This window comes from Pseudomonas sp. SORGH_AS_0199, from assembly GCF_031453735.1.
GTDB lineage: Bacteria > Pseudomonadota > Gammaproteobacteria > Pseudomonadales > Pseudomonadaceae > Chryseomonas > Chryseomonas aestiva.
Window position 1 is genome coordinate 26,071 of record NZ_JAVJAE010000001.1, and the last position, 17,639, is coordinate 43,709.

Consider the following 17,639-nt stretch of genomic DNA (forward strand, 5'->3'; position numbering starts at 1 on the left):
CGCTAGTGGCCGCCCAGGTAGGCTTCGCGCACCTGGGGATTGGCCAGCAATTCCTGGCCACTGCCGCTCATGCGGATCTCGCCGGTGACCATCACATAGGCACGGTCGGACAGGCGCAGGGCATGGTTGGCGTTCTGCTCTACCAGGAAGATGGTCATGCCGCTCTGCGCCAGCTCGCGCAGGATCTGGAAGATCTGCTTCACCACGATGGGCGCCAGGCCCAGGCTGGGCTCGTCGAGCAGCAGCAGCTTGGGTCGCGCCATCAGCGCCCGGGCGATGGCCAGCATCTGCTGCTCGCCGCCGGACATGGTCATGGCGCGCTGGTTGCGGCGCTCCTTGAGGCGCGGGAAGAGCTCGAACATGCGCTGCATGTCCTCGTCCACCCAGCGGGTGCCGATGGGGATGGTACCCATCAGCAGATTCTCCTCGACCGTCATGTCGGGGAACACATGGCGCCCCTCCGGCGACTGGGCGATGCCGTTGGAGGCCACGTAGTGGGCGTTCTTGCGGGTGATGTCCTCGCCCCGGTAGAGGATCTGCCCGTTGCGCGCCTGGGGCTGGCTGAAGATGGACATCAGCAGGGTGGACTTGCCGGCGCCATTGGAGCCGATCAGGCTCACCGTCTCGCCTTCGTTGATGGACAGGGAGACGCTCTTCAGGGCCTGGATCGGCCCGTAGAAGACGTCGACGTTGCGAAATTCCAGGATCGGCGTGGTCATGCCACCTCCTCTTCTTCGGCGCCAAGGTAGGCGGCGATGACCTTGGGATCGTTGCGGATGTCGGCCGGCAGGCCACGGGCGATGACCTGGCCATGATCCAGCACCACGATGTGGTCGGAGATGTTCATCACCATGCCCATGTCGTGCTCGATCAGCACCACGGTGATGCGGTGCTGGTCGCGCAACAGGCGGATCATCCCGGCCAGGGCTTCGGTCTCGGCCGGGTTGAGGCCGGCGGCGGGTTCGTCCAGGCAGACGATCTCCGGACGGGTACACATGGCGCGGGCGATTTCCAGACGGCGCTGCTGGCCGTAGGAGAGTTCGCCGGCCAGGCGGTTGGCGTGATCCACCAGGTCCACCACCTCCAGCCAGTAGAAGGCCGTGTCCAGCGCCTTTTCCTCGGCGCGGCGATAGCCGGGGGTGTTGAGGATGCCGGTGATGAGGTTGCGGTTGCACTGCATGTGCTGCGCCACCAGCAGGTTCTCCACCACCGACATCTCCTTGAACAGGCGGATGTTCTGGAAGGTGCGGGCGAGACCGGCGCGGTTCACCAGGTGGGTGCCGCCGAACATCTTGTACCAGAGCCGGCTGCCGAACTGCACCGGATTGACGAAGTCGGCCGCCTGGAAGCGCTCGCCCATGATCTTGCCGACGCGGGTCGAGCGACCGTCGGCGGTGTCCAGGCGGATCTCGCCATCGGTGGCCTTGTAGAAGCCGGTCAGGCAGTTGAACACCGTGGTCTTGCCGGCGCCGTTGGGGCCGATCAGCGCGGTGATGGACTGGCGCTGGATCTCGAAGCTCACGTCCGAGAGGGCCTTGATGCCGCCGAATCTCATGCCCAGACCCTTTACGGTCAGAATGTTGTCGCTCACGGCGCCACTCCCTTGCGAATCGCGAAGCCACTGCGGGCGATACGGATCAGGCCACGCGGCCGCCACATCATCATCACCACCATGAGCACACCGAACACCAGCATGCGGATGTCGCCGAATTCACGCAGCAGTTCGAACAGCAGGGTCATGACGAAGGCCGAGACCACCACCCCGACGGTGGAACCCAGGCCGCCCAGCACCACGATGGCCAGCACCAGCACCGACTCGAAGAAGTTGAACGAGGCCGGGTTGATGAAGCCCTGGTAGGTGGCGAAGAACACCCCGGCCAGGCCGGCGGTGGAGGCACCGATCATGAAGGCCGAGAGCTTGACCAGCACATGGTTCAGGCCCATGGCGCGGCAGGCGATCTCGTCTTCGCGCAGGGCTTCCCAGGCGCGACCGACCGGCATGCGGGTCAGGCGGTGCTTGATGTAGAGCACCAGCAGCACCACCAGGAACAGCACGGTGTAGATGAAGATCATCGTCGCGTTGGGGTTGTAGCTGATGCCCAGCAGCTCATGGATGGGCACCCCGCCCTCCTTCGCCCGGCGGCCGAATTCGATGCCGAAGAAGGTCGGCGAAGGCGCGGCGATGCCGTTGGGGCCCTTGGTCACTTCCAGCCAGTTGTTCAGCACCAGCCGGATGATCTCGCCGAAGCCGAGGGTGACGATGGCCAGGTAGTCCCCGTGCATGCGCAACACCGGGAACCCCAGTATCGCCCCCGCTACCGCGGCCAGCACCGCGGCGAGCGGCAGCATGGTCCAGAAGCCCAGGCCGAGGTACTGGTAACCCAGCGCCAGGCCGTAGGCGCCGATGGCATAGAAGCCGACGTAGCCGAGGTCGAGCAGACCGGCCAGGCCCACCACGATGTTCAGGCCCAGGCCCAGCAGCACGTAGATCAGGCAGAGGATGATCACCGTCAGCCAGTACTTGGTGGCCAGGAAGGGAAAGGCGATGGCCACCAGGATGATGATGGGCAGGATGAATCTGAGGTTGGACTTGTGTCCCGGCGGCAGCACGTGGACGCCACCGTCGTTGCGCTTGAAGGACTCGATCCAGTCGCGGCCCTTGGCGGTCTGGCCAAACAGGCTGAGCAGGAAACGACCGGCCATGACCACCGCGACCATGATGCCGACGCGGCCGGGCTGGACGTTGTAGCCATAGCCGTCGAGCACGATGCCGACGATGGGGCCGAACAGGATCAGCGAGACCAGGCCGACCATGAAGGTGTCGCGCAGCACGACCTTGAGATCGAAGGAGGAAGACGTCTGACTCATGGATTCACACCTTCGTGACCTGGGGTTTGCCGAGCAGCCCCTGGGGCCTAAAGATCAGGATCAAGCCACCAGCAGCGAAAAGCTGAAGACGTCCTTGTAGTCCGAGTTCACCAGGCTGGCGAACTGGGCTTCGGAGATGCCGAGGATGATCCCGCCGAGCATGGCACCGGGCAGCGAACCGATGCCGCCGAGCACCGCCGCGGTAAAGGCCTTGATGCCGATGATGAAGCCGGCATAAAAGTCGAAGGTGCCGTAGTTGAGGGTGATCAGCACCCCGGCCAGCGCCGCCATGGCCGCGCCGATGATGAAGACGTAGGAGATCACCCGGTCGGTGTTGATGCCGAGGATCTGCGCCATCTTGCGATCCTGCTGGGTGGCCCGGCACATGCGACCGAGGGTGGTCTTCTGGATCACGTAGGTGAGCAGCCCCATGCCGATGATAGAGGCCAGGATGATGAAGATCTTGGTGTAGGTGATGATCACGAAGCCTTCGCCGATGTGCAGGCGCAGGGCGCCGTCGAGCAGCGTCGGTACGCCCTGCTGGCGCGCGCCCTGGGCGAGCTGCACGTAGTTCTGCAGGATCAGCGACATGCCGATGGCCGAGATCAGCGGGGCCAGGCGCGTGGAGTTGCGCAGCGGCTTGTAGGCGATGCGCTCGATGGCCCAGCCGTACACGGAGGTGACCACCACGGTGAAGATCAGGGTGCCGAGGATCAGCACCGGGAAGGAATGCAGGCCGAACACGCTCAGCAGGGCGATGCCGATGGCGGCGAGATAGGCCGACACCATGTACACGTCGCCGTGGGCGAAGTTGATCATGCCGATGATGCCATAGACCATGGTGTAGCCGATGGCGATAAGTCCGTAGACCGAGCCCAGGGTCAGGCCGTTGACCAGTTGTTGCAGGAAGATACCGTCCACGTTTGCAGTCTCGCGCTGGATGGATGACGAGGGCCGCCAGCCACCGCCTCGTCCTGGGGCGGAGACGAGGTGGCGGCTGGCGGATTCACGCGAGGATCAGGGCAGCTGGTGGTACTTGCCCTTGTCGTCCCATTCGTACATCACGTAGTCGGAGACCTTGAGGTCGCCCTTGCTGTCCCAGCTCTTCTCACCCAGTACGGTGTTGACGCTGTGGGACTTCAGCCACTCGGCGGCCTTGGCGCCGTCGGTGCCCTTGATGCCGTTGAAGGCGGCGGCCACGGCCTGCAGCGAGGCGTAGGAGTAGAGGGTATAGCCCTCGGGCTCGTAGCCGGACTTGCGCAGGGTTTCCACCACGGTCTTGCCGGCGGGGTTCTGCAGCGGGTCGGCGCCGAAGGTCATCAGCACGCCCTTGGTGTACTGGGCGCCACCGGCGGTGGTGACCAGGTCGGCGGAGACGATGCCGTCGCCGGAGACGAACTTGGCGGTCACGCCCTGCTCGCGCATCTGGCGTACCAGCGGACCGGCTTCGGGGTGCAGGCCGCCGAAGTAGACCACGTCGGCGCCGGAGGCACGGATCTTGGTGACCAGGGAGTTGAAGTCCTTCTCGCCGCGGGTCAGACCCTCGTAGAGCACCTCTTTCACGCCGCGCTTGTTGAGCTGCGCCTTGGTGGCGTCGGCCAGGCCCTGACCGTAGGTGTCCTTGTCGTGGATGATGGCGACCTTCTTGGCCTTGAGGGTATCGACGATGTAGTCGCCGGCCACGATGCCCTGCTGGTCGTCACGTCCGCACATGCGGAACACGCCGGTCAGGCCACGCTCGGTGATCTTGGGGTTGGTGGACGCCGGGGTGATGGAGATGATGCCGGCTTCGTCGTAGATCTCCGAGGCGGGCATGGTGTTGGAGGAGCAGAAGTGGCCGATCACGGCCTTGACCTTCTCCGAGTCCACCAGGCGGTTGGCCACGGCCACGGCCTGCTTGGGCTCGCAGGCGTCGTCGCCCTGCACCAGCTTGATCTTCTCGCCATTGATGCCACCGGCGGCGTTGATGTCCGCCGCGGCCTGGGTAGCCCCCTTCCAGAACTGCTCGCCATAGGCGGCACTGGCCCCGGTGTAGGGACCGGCGACACCGATCACGATGTCGGCATGCGCCAGGGAGGAGAGAGTGAACGCAGAACCGATAGCGAGAGCCAGAATGCCTTTTCTGTAAATCTTCGACATGGGAGGTGTGCTCCAGAGGGTGGTTGGCCTGTTCGCCGGAGCAAAGCCTGTGCCATCACCCAGCTGTGTACCGGGCGCAAAGGCCATTTGCCGCCACCGCGATGAGCCAAAACCTTCGTTTGCAGGCGGCGAGGGCTGCTGCCAGTGGACTCGACTGCGCCTTAGACTTTTGTCTTAACTGGCTCATTAGTCTGGATAATTCTGCAAAGCGGTAGCAGCGGAACAGGCAAAAGGCAGCGGTTTGTTACCAGATAGCAACCCGGTTGCACCTGTTTCGCACCAAAACGTAACACCGTCCCCACACTGTGCCACCAAAGTAACCATGATCCTGCGGCCTCAGGCCCCTGGGAAATCCGCCGTTCTCTCAGCCTGCTGGCGGTTATGAACAGCCATGAAAAAGCGGCCGACTTGCACAGGTCTAGATGCGCAAATCGGCCGCTTCGGGGCGTTATCGCCTGGCCCGAGGGCCGGTGACAGCGGGTATGGCGGGGTCGCTAGAGCACCACGCGCAGGCACTGCCCCGCGTGATAGAGGGTGAAGCCGGCTTCGTACATCAGACTGCGCCACTGGCCGACCGGATTGGCATCCAGCGACGCCAGGGGCAGCGGCAGGTCGTGGCGATCGCCACTGCACAGATAGCGGGCAAAGGCCTGCCCCACCACCGTGCCCGTGGTCACCCCGCGACCGTTGTAGCCGGACACAGCCAGCAACCCCGGCGCCGGCTCGAACAGTCGCATCAGATGATCGGGCGTGAAGCCGATACGGCCCGTCCAGTTGCACTCCCACTCGACCTTTCCGAGCGCCGGGAAATAGTGTCGCTGGATACGATCGGCCCAGGCGCGGATGAAGCCGGCCGGCCGCCCCGCCATGTTGCCGAGACTGCCCAGCAGCAGACGGCCATCGGCATCGCGGCGGATGCTGCTGAGCACCGTCCGGGTATCCCAGGAACCACGGCCCCGGGGCAGGATGAAATCCGCTTCCGGACCGAGCGGCAGCGAGGCCACCTGGTAGTAGTAGCCCGGGAAGAATTGCGTCCGCAGGGTGGTCCACTCGCCTTCGGTGTAGGCATTGGAAGCGATCACCACCTGGTCGGCGGTGACTCGTCCCTGTGGGGTTTCCACCTGCCAGCGTTCGCCGACCCGCTGCAGGCGCTGTACCGCGCTCCGCTCGAACAGCTCGCCGCCTTCCTGACGCAGCGCCCTGGCCAGGCCCAGGGCATAACCCATGGGCACCAGGGTGCCGGCGCGATGATCGAGCAGCGCGCCACTGATGTCGCGCGTGCCGCAGGCGCTGTAACAGGCTTCCCCCTCCAGCAGCTCGACCCGGGCACCGCGCCGCTGCCATTGCTCGGCACGCTGCCCCAGATCGGCCAGGCCCTTGGCGCTGTGCGCCATGTGCAGAGTGCCGGCGCGGCGCGGCTGGCAATCGATGCCATAGCGCTCGATGAGACCGAATACCTGACTCGGCGCATCGCCCATCACGCCCAGCAGGCGCTCTCCGACCTCCGGCCCCAGGGTCGCCACGGCTTCGTCCGGCGGGATCCACATGCCGGCATTGACCAGCCCGACATTGCGTCCGGAGCCGCCATGGCCGACGCCATGGGCTTCCAGCAGCACCACCCGCCGCCCGGCCTGCGCCAGGTGCAGGCCGGTGGACAGGCCGGTATAGCCACCGCCGATAACGCAGACCTCGGTGTCACGCTCGCCCTGCAACGACGCCCCCGGCACCGCCGGATACAGCCGCTCCCACAGGCACTCTTCACGCAACTGCATTCTCTGCGCTCCTGGCGGACCCACTCAGTCGAAGACGATGCCCTGGGCCAGCGGCAGTTCGCGGGAATAGTTGACGGTGTTGGTCTGGCGGCGCATGTAGGCCTTCCAGGCGTCGGAGCCGGATTCGCGGCCGCCACCGGTTTCCTTCTCGCCACCGAAGGCGCCACCGATCTCGGCACCGCTCGGTCCGATGTTGACATTGGCGATGCCGCAGTCGCTGCCGGTCGCCGACATGAAGGCCTCGGCCTCGCGCACGTCGGTGGTGAAGATGCAGGACGACAGGCCCTGGGGTACGGCGTTGTTCAGCGCCACCGCCTCGTCGAAATCGTCATAGGTCAGCACATAGAGGATGGGGGCGAAGGTCTCATGGCGCACCGCCTCGCTCTGCTCGGGCATCTCGACGATGGCCGGCGCCACGTAGTAGGCCTCGGGATACTGCTCAGCCAGCTGACGCTCGCCGCCGTAGACCACGCCGCCCTCGCCACGCGCCTGTTCCAGTGCACCCTGCATGGCCTGGAAACTGGCCGCATCGATCAGCGGACCGATCAGGTTGCCTTCCAGCGGATGGCCGATGCGGACTTTGGCATAGGCGGTCCTCAGCCGGGCGACGATATCGTCCTTCACCGAACGGTGGGCGATCAGCCGGCGCAGGGTGGTGCAGCGCTGGCCGGCGGTACCGACGGCGCTGAACAGGATGGCGCGTACCGCCATGTCCAGATCGGCGCTCGGCGCGAGGATCATGGCATTGTTGCCACCCAGCTCGAGGATGCTGCGGCCGAAGCGCGCTGCAACCCGCGGTCCTACCTCGCGACCCATGCGGGTGCTACCCGTGGCGCTCACCAGCGCCACCCGCGGATCGTCCACCAGGGCCTCACCGGCGGCGCGATCACCGACGATGACCTGACTCAGATCGGCCGGGGCATCGCCAAAGCGCGCCAGGGCCTTCTCGAACAGCGCCTGGCAGGCCAGGGCGGTCAGCGGGGTCTTTTCCGAAGGCTTCCAGATCACCGGATTGCCGCAGACCAGGGCCAGGGCAGCGTTCCACGACCAGACCGCCACCGGGAAGTTGAAGGCACTGATGATGCCCACCACGCCCAGCGGCTGCCAGGATTCGCGCATGTGGTGACCGGGACGCTCGGAGGCGATGGTCAGACCATAGAGCTGGCGCGACAGGCCAACGGCGAAGTCGCAGATGTCGATCATCTCCTGGACTTCGCCCAGGCCCTCCTGGGTGATCTTGCCGGCTTCCCAGGACACCAGTTCGCCGAGATCGGCCTTGTGCGCGCGCAGTTCTTCACCCAGCAGCCGCACCAGTTCGCCCCGGCGCGGCGCCGGTACCGCGCGCCAGGCCTGGAAGGCGCGCTCGGCACGGGAGATCTTCTGCTCCACTTCGGCGGCGCTTTCCAGGGCGACGCTGCCCAGTTGGCTGCCATCGATGGGGGAATGCACCCGGTGCTCGCCTTGGGTGTAGTGCTGGGCAGAAACGCCGAGGCGTTCCAACAGGGCCTTGCTCATGCTGAGGTCTCCGCGGAAAGGGAATCGTCCCTGAGTATGGTCAGCCCAGCGGCGCCGGACAACCGACCTTTGCTCGGCATATCATTCCCTTTTTTCATGCCGCGAGTCCGCTCATGCAACGCCGCCACCTGCCGTCCCATCACCGCCATGCAGTGCTTCGAGGCGGTCGCGCGTCATCTGAGCTTCACCCGCGCGGCCGACGAACTGGCGCTGACCCAGAGCGCCGTCAGCAAACAGGTCGCCCAGCTCGAGGACCTGCTGCAGCACAGTTTATTTCGCCGGGTCCGTCGCCGCCTGCAGCTTACCCCGGCGGGCGCCCTCTACCTCGCCGAGGTGGACAAGATCCTCAATCAGCTGGAGATGTCGGCGCGCTATCTGAGGTCCTATGGCGGCGAGACCGAGGTGCTGCGCGTGGCCACTCCGCCGACCTTTGGCGAGCGCTGGCTGGTGCCGCGGCTCAAGGGCTGGCGCCTGCGCTTTCCCAACATCCACCTGGATGTCTCCAGCGCCCTGGAACCGGTGGACTTCCGCGACCCCCGGCATGACGTGGCGCTGTTCTACGGCCACGGCAGCTGGCCGGGCGCCGAGTGCGAACTGCTGCTGCACGAGCACATGGTCGCGGTCTGCGCGCCGGACCTGCTGCCCGCCGAGGGCATCGCCGGGCCGGAGCAACTGGTGGACTTCGTCCTGCTGCAGAACACCACCCGCCCGGAATCCTGGCACGACTGGTACGCCAGCCTCGGGCGCGACGAGGTGCACAGCCACCACGGCCCGCGCTTCGACACCTTCACCCTTTGCGCCCGCGCCGCCCAGGAAGGCTGCGGGGTGGCCCTGCTCCCGGAATTCCTGGTCGCCGAAGAACTGGCTTCCGGTCGCCTGGTGCTCGCCTGGCCCCATCGCCTGGCCAGCCCCCATGCCTACTGGCTGGCCTATCCGGAACAGATGGCCGAGGTGCCCAAGGTGCGCAGCTTTATCGAATGGATTCGCGAGAAGGCTTGATGCACGGGCCAATCGTGACCATGGCGGTTCGCAGGTGCGACCGCTTGCCGTTTGCTGATCGCGGCCATGGGCCGCTCCTACAAAACATCACTCTCTGTAGGAGCGGCCGCATCGGCGGACCGCCACGGCCGCGATGAGGATATCCACCGTGAACTTCATCCCGCACCAGAAACGAAAAACCCGGCCGAGGCCGGGTTTTTTATTCAGGATCGTCTTAGACGCCGGAGGCTTCCGCCGCCGCCACATCCTTGATCGACAGCTTGATGCGACCGCGGTTGTCCACGTCCAGCACCAGCACCTTCACTTCCTGACCTTCTTTCAGCACGTCGGTGACCTTCTCGATGCGCTGATCGCTCAGCTGCGAGATGTGCACCAGGCCATCCTTGCCAGGCAGGATGCTGACGAAGGCGCCGAAGTCGACGATGCGCTCCACCTTGCCGACGTAGATCTTGCCGATCTCGGCCTCGGCAGTGATGCCCAGGACGCGCTGCTTGGCCGCTTCAGCGGCTTCGCGAGTCTCGCCGTAGATCTTGATGGTGCCGTCGTCTTCGATGTCGATCGACGCCTTGGTCTCTTCGCAGATACCACGGATGGTGGCGCCACCCTTGCCGATCACGTCGCGGATCTTGTCCTGGTCGATCTTCATCGCCAGCATGGTCGGGGCATTTTCGGACAGCTCGGCACGCGACTCGGAGATCACCTGGTTCATCTGACCCAGGATGTTCAGACGCGCTTCCAGCGCCTGCTCCAGAGCGATCTCCATGATCTCTTCGGTGATGCCGTTGATCTTGATGTCCATCTGCAGGGCGGTGACGCCCTTGGCAGTACCGGCCACCTTGAAGTCCATGTCGCCGAGGTGATCTTCGTCACCCAGGATGTCGGTCAGGACGGCGAACTTCTCGCCTTCCTTGACCAGACCCATGGCGATACCGGCAACCGGGGCCTTGACCGGCACACCGGCATCCATCAGCGCCAGAGAGGCACCGCAGACCGAGGCCATGGAGCTGGAGCCGTTGGATTCGGTGATCTCGGAGACTACGCGGATGCTGTAGGGGAAGGCGTCCTGGGTCGGCAGCATGGCCTGGATGCCACGACGGGCCAGACGGCCGTGACCGATCTCGCGACGGCCCGGGCTGCCCATGCGGCCGCACTCGCCGACCGAGAAGGGCGGGAAGTTGTAGTGCAGCATGAAGCTGTCACGGCGCTCGCCTTCCAGGGTGTCCAGCAGCTGCGAGTCACGGGCGGTACCCAGGGTCGCGGTGACCAGGGCCTGGGTTTCGCCACGGGTGAACAGTGCCGAACCGTGGGTTTTCTTCAGCGGACCGACTTCGATCTGCAGCGGGCGAACGGTGCGGGTATCGCGACCGTCGATACGCGGCTTGCCGTCGACGATGTTCTGGCGCACGGTGCGGTATTCCAGCAGACCGAAGGTCTCCTTGACCTCGGCTTCGCTGTACTGACCGTTCTCACCGGCCAGCTTGGCGATGGCCTGGTCACGCAGGGCACCCAGGGCCGCATAGCGATCCTGCTTGATGGTGATGGTGTAGGCACGGGACACGGCGTCGCCGACTTCGGCCTTGACGGCTTCGATCAGGGCGGTGTTCTCGGCAGGCGCCTGCCAGTTCCAGGTCGGCTTGCCGGCTTCGGCAGCGAACTGGCTGATGGCCTCGATGGCCACCTGGAATTCTTCGTGGGCGAACAGCACGCCGCCCAGCATCTGGTCTTCGGTCAGCTCGTCGGCTTCGGATTCCACCATCAGCACGGCGTCACGGGTGCCGGCCACGACCATGTCCAGGCTGGAGCTCTGCAGCTGCTCGTAGCTGGGGTTCAGCAGGTAGCCCAGTTCGCTGTGGTAGCCCACGCGGGCGGCGGCGATCGGACCGGCGAAGGGGATACCGGAAATGGCCAGGGCGGCGGAGGTGCCGATCATGGCGGCGATGTCCGGATCGGACTTCTTGTTGGTGCTGACCACGGTGCAGACCACCTGGACTTCGTTGAGGAAGCCTTCGGGGAACAGCGGACGGATCGGACGATCGATCAGGCGCGAGGTCAGGGTTTCCTTCTCGGAAGGACGGCCTTCACGCTTGAAGTAACCACCGGGGATACGGCCAGCGGCGTAGGTCTTCTCCTGGTAGTGCACGGACAGCGGGAAGAAGTCCTTGCCGACGGCGGGCTGTTTGGCACCGACCACGGTGACCAGCACGCTGACGTCATCGGTGGAGACCAGCACGGCACCGGTCGCCTGGCGCGCGATGCGGCCGGTTTCCAGGGTGAAGTTCTGCTCACCGAACTTGAATTGCTTGATTACTGGATTCACAGTCTTTCCTTCTCTTTATTGCCTTGGGGGAAACAGGGGCGACCAGAGGGATTCGGACCCTCGCTGATCTCCGGGGTGACGCAGGCCGATTCTGCCGGCCTTTCAAGCAAAAAAGCCGGAGGCCGGCGCGAGCCGACCTCCAGCTTCAGACTGCTTGCAGCAGGTCTGCATCGTATTAACGACGCAGGCCCAGGCGAGCGATCAGTGCGCTGTAACGAGAGGTGTCTTTGGACTTCAGGTAGTCCAGCAGCTTACGACGCTGGTTGACCATGCGGATCAGACCACGACGGCTGTGGTGATCCTTGCCGTTGATCTTGAAGTGACCTTGCAGCTTGTCGATGTTGGCGGACAGCAGGGCAACCTGCACTTCCGGCGAACCGGTGTCGCCTTCGGCGCGCTTGAACTCGTTTACGATCTGGGCTTTGTCTTCAACGCTCAGTGCCATGATAGGGCTCCTCTGAGGAACAGGCCGGGATAGGTCCCGTGCTTAGGAAAGAGGTGTGACCGTGCCTGCTGACAGCCACCCTCGGTATCGGTCTAGGACCGAATCAGTCTACGGGGGGCAACCTGCCCCTCGTCATCAATCTCGCCGATGCCGATGAATCGACCCTGGTCGTCCTGCACCCGCATCAAGCCGAATTTCGGTGCATTGGCCGCCCGGACGGGCTGACCGTGCAACCAGTAGTAGGCGCTGTGCTGAGTCAACTGCACCAGCGGCCAGTGCTCCAGGCCACTGTCGACCGGCAGCAGGAAGCGATCCAGCGCTGCGGAACCGCCTTCGGCGTGCACCGCCTCCAGCTCTTCCAGGCTGATGGCCTGCGCCAGACCGAAGGGGCCGGCCTGGGTACGGCGCAACTCGGCCACATGGGCACCGCAGCCGAGCAGGGCGCCGAGGTCTTCGACCAGGGTGCGCACATAGGTGCCCTTGCTGCAGGCCAATTCCAGCGTCGCGCGATCTTCCTGCAACGCCAGCAGTTCCAGCCGGGCAATAGTAACAGAACGCGGCTCGCGCTCCACTACTTCGCCCGCACGCGCCAGCTTGTAGAGCGGCTGACCGTCGCGCTTCAGCGCCGAATACATCGGCGGAATCTGCTCTATCTGGCCCCGGAAGGCCGGTAGCGCCGCCTGGATGGCCGCTTCGTCGACCGCGACCGCTCGTCGCTCCAGCACCTCACCCTCGGCATCGCCGGTGGTGGTGGTGACGCCGAGTTGCGCCACGGTGCTGTAGCCCTTGTCGGCATCCAGCAGATACTGGGAAAACTTGGTCGCCTCGCCAAAGCACAGCGGCAGTACGCCGGTGGCCAGGGGATCCAGGCTACCGGTGTGCCCGGCCTTTTCGGCATTGAGCAGCCAGCGGACCTTTTGCAGGGCGGCATTGGAGGAAAAGCCGCGCGGCTTGTCCAGCACCAGCACGCCATGCACCTGCCGGCGAATTCGCTTGACCTGGGCCACCCTACTCCTCCCCGTCCTGCCGACGGTCTTCGGCGACCGCCCGCTCGATCAGCGCCGACAGCTGGGCGCCGCGACGGATGCTCTCGTCATACTGGAAACCCAGTTGCGGAACGGTCCGCAGTTTCATCGCCCGACCCAACTGCTGCCGCAGGAAGCCGGAGGCATCCTTGAGGATGGCGATATTCTGCTTGATCGCCTCGGGGTCATCGTCCTTGCCCAGCACGGTGATGTGCACCTTGGCATGGGACAGATCACGGGCCACGTCCACGCCGGTGATGGTCACCATGCCCAGCCGTGGATCTTTGATTTCGCGATGGATCAACAGCGCCAGTTCGCGCTGTATCTGATCACCGATACGCTGGGTACGGCTGAATTCTTTGGCCATGTCGAAACTCTCGTACAAAAGGCCGCAGACGTCAGGCCTGCCAGCCATGAACCTTGGAAACGCGAACGGCAAGTCCGGACCTGGCAGGGTTCTGCCAGGTCCGCGACCTGCCGTCCTGGTGCAGAGTCGTCGTTACAGCGAACGGGCGACCTGAACCTTCTCGAACACTTCGATCTTGTCGCCGACGCGGACGTCGTTGTAGCTCTTCACGCCGATACCGCATTCCATGCCAGCGCGTACTTCGGCCACGTCATCCTTGAAGCGACGCAGGGATTCCAGCTCGCCTTCGAAGATGACCACGTCTTCGCGCAGGACGCGGATCGGACGGTTGCGGTGCACCATGCCCTCGGTGACCATGCAGCCGGCGACGGCGCCGAACTTGGGCGAACGGAAGACGTCACGCACCTCGGCGATACCCAGGATGTTCTCCCGGACGTCACTGCCCAGCATGCCGGTCAGCGCCTTCTTCACATCTTCGATGATGTCGTAGATGACGTTGTAGTAGCGCATGTCGAGGCCTTCCTGCTCGACGATCTTCCGCGCCCCGGCATCGGCCCGGACGTTGAAGCCGAACAGCACGGCATTGGACGCCAGCGCCAGGTTGGCATCGCTCTCGGTGATACCACCGACGCCACCGCCGACTACCCGTACCTGGACTTCGTCGTTGCCTAGACCGGACAGCGAACCCTGCAGCGCCTCGAGGGAGCCGCGCACATCGGACTTGAGCACGATGTTGAGGGTCTTTTTCTCGTCCTGGCCCATGTTCTCGAAGATGTTCTCGAGCTTGCCGGCGTGAGCGCGGGCCAGCTTGATCTCGCGGAACTTGCCCTGACGGAACAGCGCCACTTCGCGCGCCTTCTTCTCGTCGGTCAGCACGGTGAGTTCGTCACCGGCATCCGGGGTGCCGTCCAGGCCGAGAATCTCGACCGGGATGGACGGGCCGGCTTCCTTGATCGGCTTGCCGTTCTCGTCGAGCATGGCACGGATGCGGCCGAAGTTGACGCCGACCAGCGCCATGTCGCCCTGCCGCAGGGTACCGTTCTGGACCAGCACGGTAGCGACCGGACCACGACCCTTGTCCAGGCGCGATTCGATGACCACACCGCGACCGGGTGCTTCCGGCGTAGCGGTCAGCTCCAGGACTTCGGCCTGCAGCAGGATGGCTTCGAGCAGCTCGTCCACACCGGTACCGGCCTTGGCCGAGACGTGCACGAACTGGGTATCGCCGCCCCACTCTTCCGGGATGACCTGACGACCGGCCAGATCGTGCTTGACGCGATCCGGATCGGCATCAGGCTTGTCGATCTTGTTGACCGCCACGACGATGGGGACACCCGCCGCCTTGGCGTGCTGGATGGCTTCCTCGGTCTGCGGCATGACGCCGTCATCGGCCGCGACGACCAGGATGACGATGTCGGTGGCCTTGGCACCACGGGCACGCATCGCGGTGAACGCGGCGTGGCCAGGGGTATCCAGGAAGGTCACCATGCCACGCTCGGTTTCGACGTGGTAGGCACCGATGTGCTGGGTGATGCCACCGGCTTCGCCCGACGCGACCTTGGCGCGACGGATGTAGTCCAGCAGCGAGGTCTTGCCGTGGTCGACGTGACCCATGACGGTCACCACCGGCGCACGGTGCAGGGCCTTGCCACCCTCGAACTTGAGGGACTCGGCCAGCTGGTCTTCCAGGGCGTTCTCGTTGACCAGCTTGACCTTGTGGCCCAGCTCTTCGGCCACCAGCTGTGCCGTCTCGCGGTCGAGCACCTGGTTGATGGTGGCGGGAGACCCCATCTTGAACATGAACTTGATGACTTCGGCGGCCTTCACCGACATCTGCTGAGCTAGCTCAGAGACGGTGATGGTCTCACCTAGATTGACTTCGCGCACTACAGGTCCTGTCGGGCTCTGGAACCCGTGTTGGTTTCGCTTCTTGAGTCGCGATTTGCCACCGCGACCGCCACGCCGGCCAAAGCCCTCTTCCTCGTCGTCGCCACTGCGCACGGTACGGGGAGCTGCGACCTTGTCCTTGATCGACGGGCGATGCTGGGCATTCTTGCGCTCACGGCGCTCGTCTTCTTCGCGCTTGCTGCTCGGGGCAGGATGCACGGGACGACGCGGTTCTTCGCGCTTGCGCTCACCAGCCGGGTCGGCTTTCTTGACCTCGGCGGCAGGCGCGGCAGCGGGTTGCTGCTCGGCCACCACCGCCGGGGCTTCCGGCGCGGCAGGGGCTGCAGCCTCGGCGGGGACCGCCTGCTGCGTGGCCTGAGCCGCGGCTTCGGCCTGCTGCTGGGCAGCGGCCTCGGCAGCGCGCTGGGCTTCTTCCTCGGCACGTGCCTGGACAGCGGCCTCTTCGGCGGCGCGCTGGGCTTCCTGCTCGCGGCGCTGTTCGGCCTCGAGTTCAGCGGTGCTGCGCTTGACGAAGGTCTTCTTCTTGCGCACTTCGACGCTGACTGTCTTGCTGCCGGCCACTTTCAGCGTGGTCTGGGTCTTGCGCTGCAGGGTGATCTTGCTTGGCTCGTCGAGCTGCGCGGTCCCCTTCAGGTGCGTCAGCAGGGCCTGCTTTTCCGCATCGCTCACCAACTGCTCAGCACTGCTGTGCGTCAGACCTGCCTCGCGCATCTGCTGTAGCAGACGTTCCACCGGCGTATTGACCGTTTGGGCCAGTTCTTTCACCGTGACTTGCGTCATGCACTTCTCTCCTCAGACTGCGCCGCTTACTCGAACCAATGGGCACGGGCAGCCATGATCAGCTTGCCGGCACGCTCTTCGGTCATGCCGTTGATGTCGAGCAGGTCGTCGATCGACTGCTCGGCGAGCTCTTCGCGATTGACCACGCCACGCTGGGCCAGCGCGCTGGCGAGCTGGGGATCCATGCCGTCGAGGGTCAGCAGATCTTCGCTGGGGCTCTTCTGTTCTTCGGTCGCGATGGCCCGGGTAAGCAGGCGATCCTTGGCCCGAGTACGCAGCTCGTTGACGATGTCTTCGTCGAAGCCATCGATGTTGAGCATCTCTTCCATGGGCACGTAGGCCACTTCCTCGAGGGAGGTGAAGCCTTCTTCCACCAGTACCTGAGCCAGCTCCTCGTCGACATCCAGCTCGTCGATGAAGCGCTGGATGATGTCGCCGGTCTCCGCCTGCTGCTTGGCGTTGATATCCGCCTCGGTCATCACGTTGAGCGTCCAGCCGGTCAGTTGACTGGCCAGGCGCACGTTCTGACCGCCACGACCGATGGCCTGGGCCAGGTTGTCCTCGGCGACGGCGATATCCATGGTACGGCTGTCTTCGTCGACGATGATCGAAGCGACTTCGGCCGGGGCCATGGCATTGATGACGAACTGCGCAGGGTTGTCGTCCCAGAGGACGATGTCGACCCGCTCGCCACCCAGTTCACCGGATACCGCCTGGACACGCGAACCGCGCATGCCGATGCAGGCACCCTGGGGATCGATGCGCTTGTCCTTGGAACGGACGGCGATCTTGGCCCGCGAACCCGGATCCCGGGCAGCCGCCATGACATCGATCAGCTGTTCGGAAATTTCCGGTACTTCGATGCGGAACAGCTCGATCAGCATCTGCGGATCGGTACGCGACAGCATCAGCTGCGGACCGCGGTTTTCCGTACGGATTTCCTTGAGCAGGGCACGCAGACGCACGCCCATGCGGAAGGTCTCGCGGGGAATGATGTGCTCGCGCGGCAGCAGCGCCTCGGCATTGTTGCCCAGGTCGACGATCACGCTGTCACGGGTGACCTTCTTGACGGTACCCGAGATGATCTCGCCGACCTTCTCGCGATAGGCGTCCACCACCTGAGCCCGCTCGGCCTCGCGCACCTTCTGCACGATCACCTGCTTGGCGGTCTGGGCGGCAATCCGACCGAACTCGATGGACTCGATCTTCTCTTCGATCACTTCACCGGCCTTGACGCCGGGATGCTCTTCCTGGGCGTCTTCCACCGTCAGATGCGAATCGGGCAACTGATAGTCTTGGTCTTCCACCACGGTCCAGCGGCGGAAGGTTTCGTAGCTGCCGTTGTGTCTGTTGATCGACACCCGCAGATCCACATCTTCTTCGTAGCGCTTCTTGGTAGCCGTGGCGAGAGCCAACTCCAGTGCCTCGAAGATGACGCCGGGTGGAACACCCTTCTCGTTCGAAACAGATTCCACTACCAGCAGAACTTCTTTGCTCATCTTAC

Annotated in this window: 12 protein-coding genes and 2 pseudogenes; 1 reads left to right on the forward strand and 13 read right to left on the reverse strand. The window is 64.6% G+C overall.

What is annotated here, in order from left to right; all coding sequences use genetic code 11:
• Positions 1-2 precede the first annotated feature (2 nt).
• The 7 genes and pseudogenes from QE444_RS00140 to QE444_RS00170 form a co-directional block, all read right to left on the reverse strand.
• A complete protein-coding gene (locus tag QE444_RS00140) occupies positions 3-719 on the reverse strand; it encodes an ABC transporter ATP-binding protein (protein WP_007162636.1) in 717 nt (238 codons plus the stop codon).
• Positions 716-1,591: an ABC transporter ATP-binding protein gene (locus tag QE444_RS00145; protein ID WP_133863055.1), complete on the reverse strand. Its 876-nt coding sequence runs from the start codon at positions 1,589-1,591 to the stop codon at positions 716-718. Before QE444_RS00145 ends, QE444_RS00140 begins: the two co-directional genes overlap by 4 nt.
• On the reverse strand, positions 1,588-2,868 hold the full coding sequence (gene livM / locus QE444_RS00150; RefSeq protein ID WP_133863054.1) for a high-affinity branched-chain amino acid ABC transporter permease LivM: 1,281 nt from the start codon (positions 2,866-2,868) through the stop codon (positions 1,588-1,590). The genes QE444_RS00145 and livM overlap by 4 nt, the downstream gene beginning before the upstream one ends.
• A 4-nt stretch (positions 2,869-2,872) precedes the next feature.
• Positions 2,873-3,789, reverse strand: a pseudogene (locus tag QE444_RS00155) (ABC transporter permease subunit).
• A gap of 96 nt (positions 3,790-3,885) precedes the next feature.
• The gene (locus QE444_RS00160; RefSeq protein ID WP_058792644.1) at positions 3,886-5,007 is read right to left on the reverse strand and encodes a branched-chain amino acid ABC transporter substrate-binding protein; all 1,122 of its coding nucleotides are present in this window, start codon (positions 5,005-5,007) and stop codon (positions 3,886-3,888) included.
• Between the two features lie 494 nt (positions 5,008-5,501).
• A complete protein-coding gene (locus tag QE444_RS00165; protein WP_285389274.1) occupies positions 5,502-6,779 on the reverse strand; it encodes an FAD-binding oxidoreductase in 1,278 nt (425 codons plus the stop codon).
• Positions 6,780-6,803: 24 nt separating this feature from the next.
• Entirely contained in the window at positions 6,804-8,294 is a 1,491-nt protein-coding gene (locus QE444_RS00170) for an aldehyde dehydrogenase family protein (protein WP_285389276.1), read from the reverse strand.
• Positions 8,295-8,407: 113 nt separating this feature from the next.
• Between QE444_RS00170 and QE444_RS00175 the strand changes: the two are divergent.
• Positions 8,408-9,293: pseudogene (locus QE444_RS00175) on the forward strand (LysR substrate-binding domain-containing protein).
• A gap of 214 nt (positions 9,294-9,507) precedes the next feature.
• Here the strand turns inward: QE444_RS00175 and pnp are convergent.
• From pnp to nusA, 6 genes are all read right to left on the reverse strand, one after another.
• Positions 9,508-11,610 carry a polyribonucleotide nucleotidyltransferase gene (gene pnp / locus QE444_RS00180; RefSeq protein ID WP_133863050.1) on the reverse strand — a complete coding sequence of 701 codons (2,103 nt, stop codon included), beginning with the start codon at positions 11,608-11,610 and terminating at the stop codon, positions 9,508-9,510.
• Positions 11,611-11,785: 175 nt separating this feature from the next.
• The gene (rpsO, locus tag QE444_RS00185) at positions 11,786-12,055 is read right to left on the reverse strand and encodes a 30S ribosomal protein S15 (protein WP_133863049.1); all 270 of its coding nucleotides are present in this window, start codon (positions 12,053-12,055) and stop codon (positions 11,786-11,788) included.
• Between the two features lie 92 nt (positions 12,056-12,147).
• Complete coding sequence (gene truB, locus QE444_RS00190; RefSeq protein WP_285389280.1) at positions 12,148-13,062, reverse strand: tRNA pseudouridine(55) synthase TruB; 915 nt, start codon at positions 13,060-13,062, stop codon at positions 12,148-12,150.
• A gap of 1 nt (position 13,063) precedes the next feature.
• Complete coding sequence (gene rbfA, locus QE444_RS00195; protein ID WP_133863047.1) at positions 13,064-13,447, reverse strand: 30S ribosome-binding factor RbfA; 384 nt, start codon at positions 13,445-13,447, stop codon at positions 13,064-13,066.
• Between the two features lie 132 nt (positions 13,448-13,579).
• Positions 13,580-16,135, reverse strand: coding sequence for a translation initiation factor IF-2 (infB, locus tag QE444_RS00200; RefSeq protein WP_133863046.1), 2,556 nt, complete (start codon positions 16,133-16,135; stop codon positions 13,580-13,582).
• Between the two features lie 26 nt (positions 16,136-16,161).
• Positions 16,162-17,634 (reverse strand): transcription termination factor NusA, encoded by a 1,473-nt coding sequence (nusA, locus tag QE444_RS00205; RefSeq protein WP_017640621.1) that lies wholly within the window; start codon positions 17,632-17,634, stop codon positions 16,162-16,164.
• Positions 17,635-17,639: the final 5 nt, after the last annotated feature.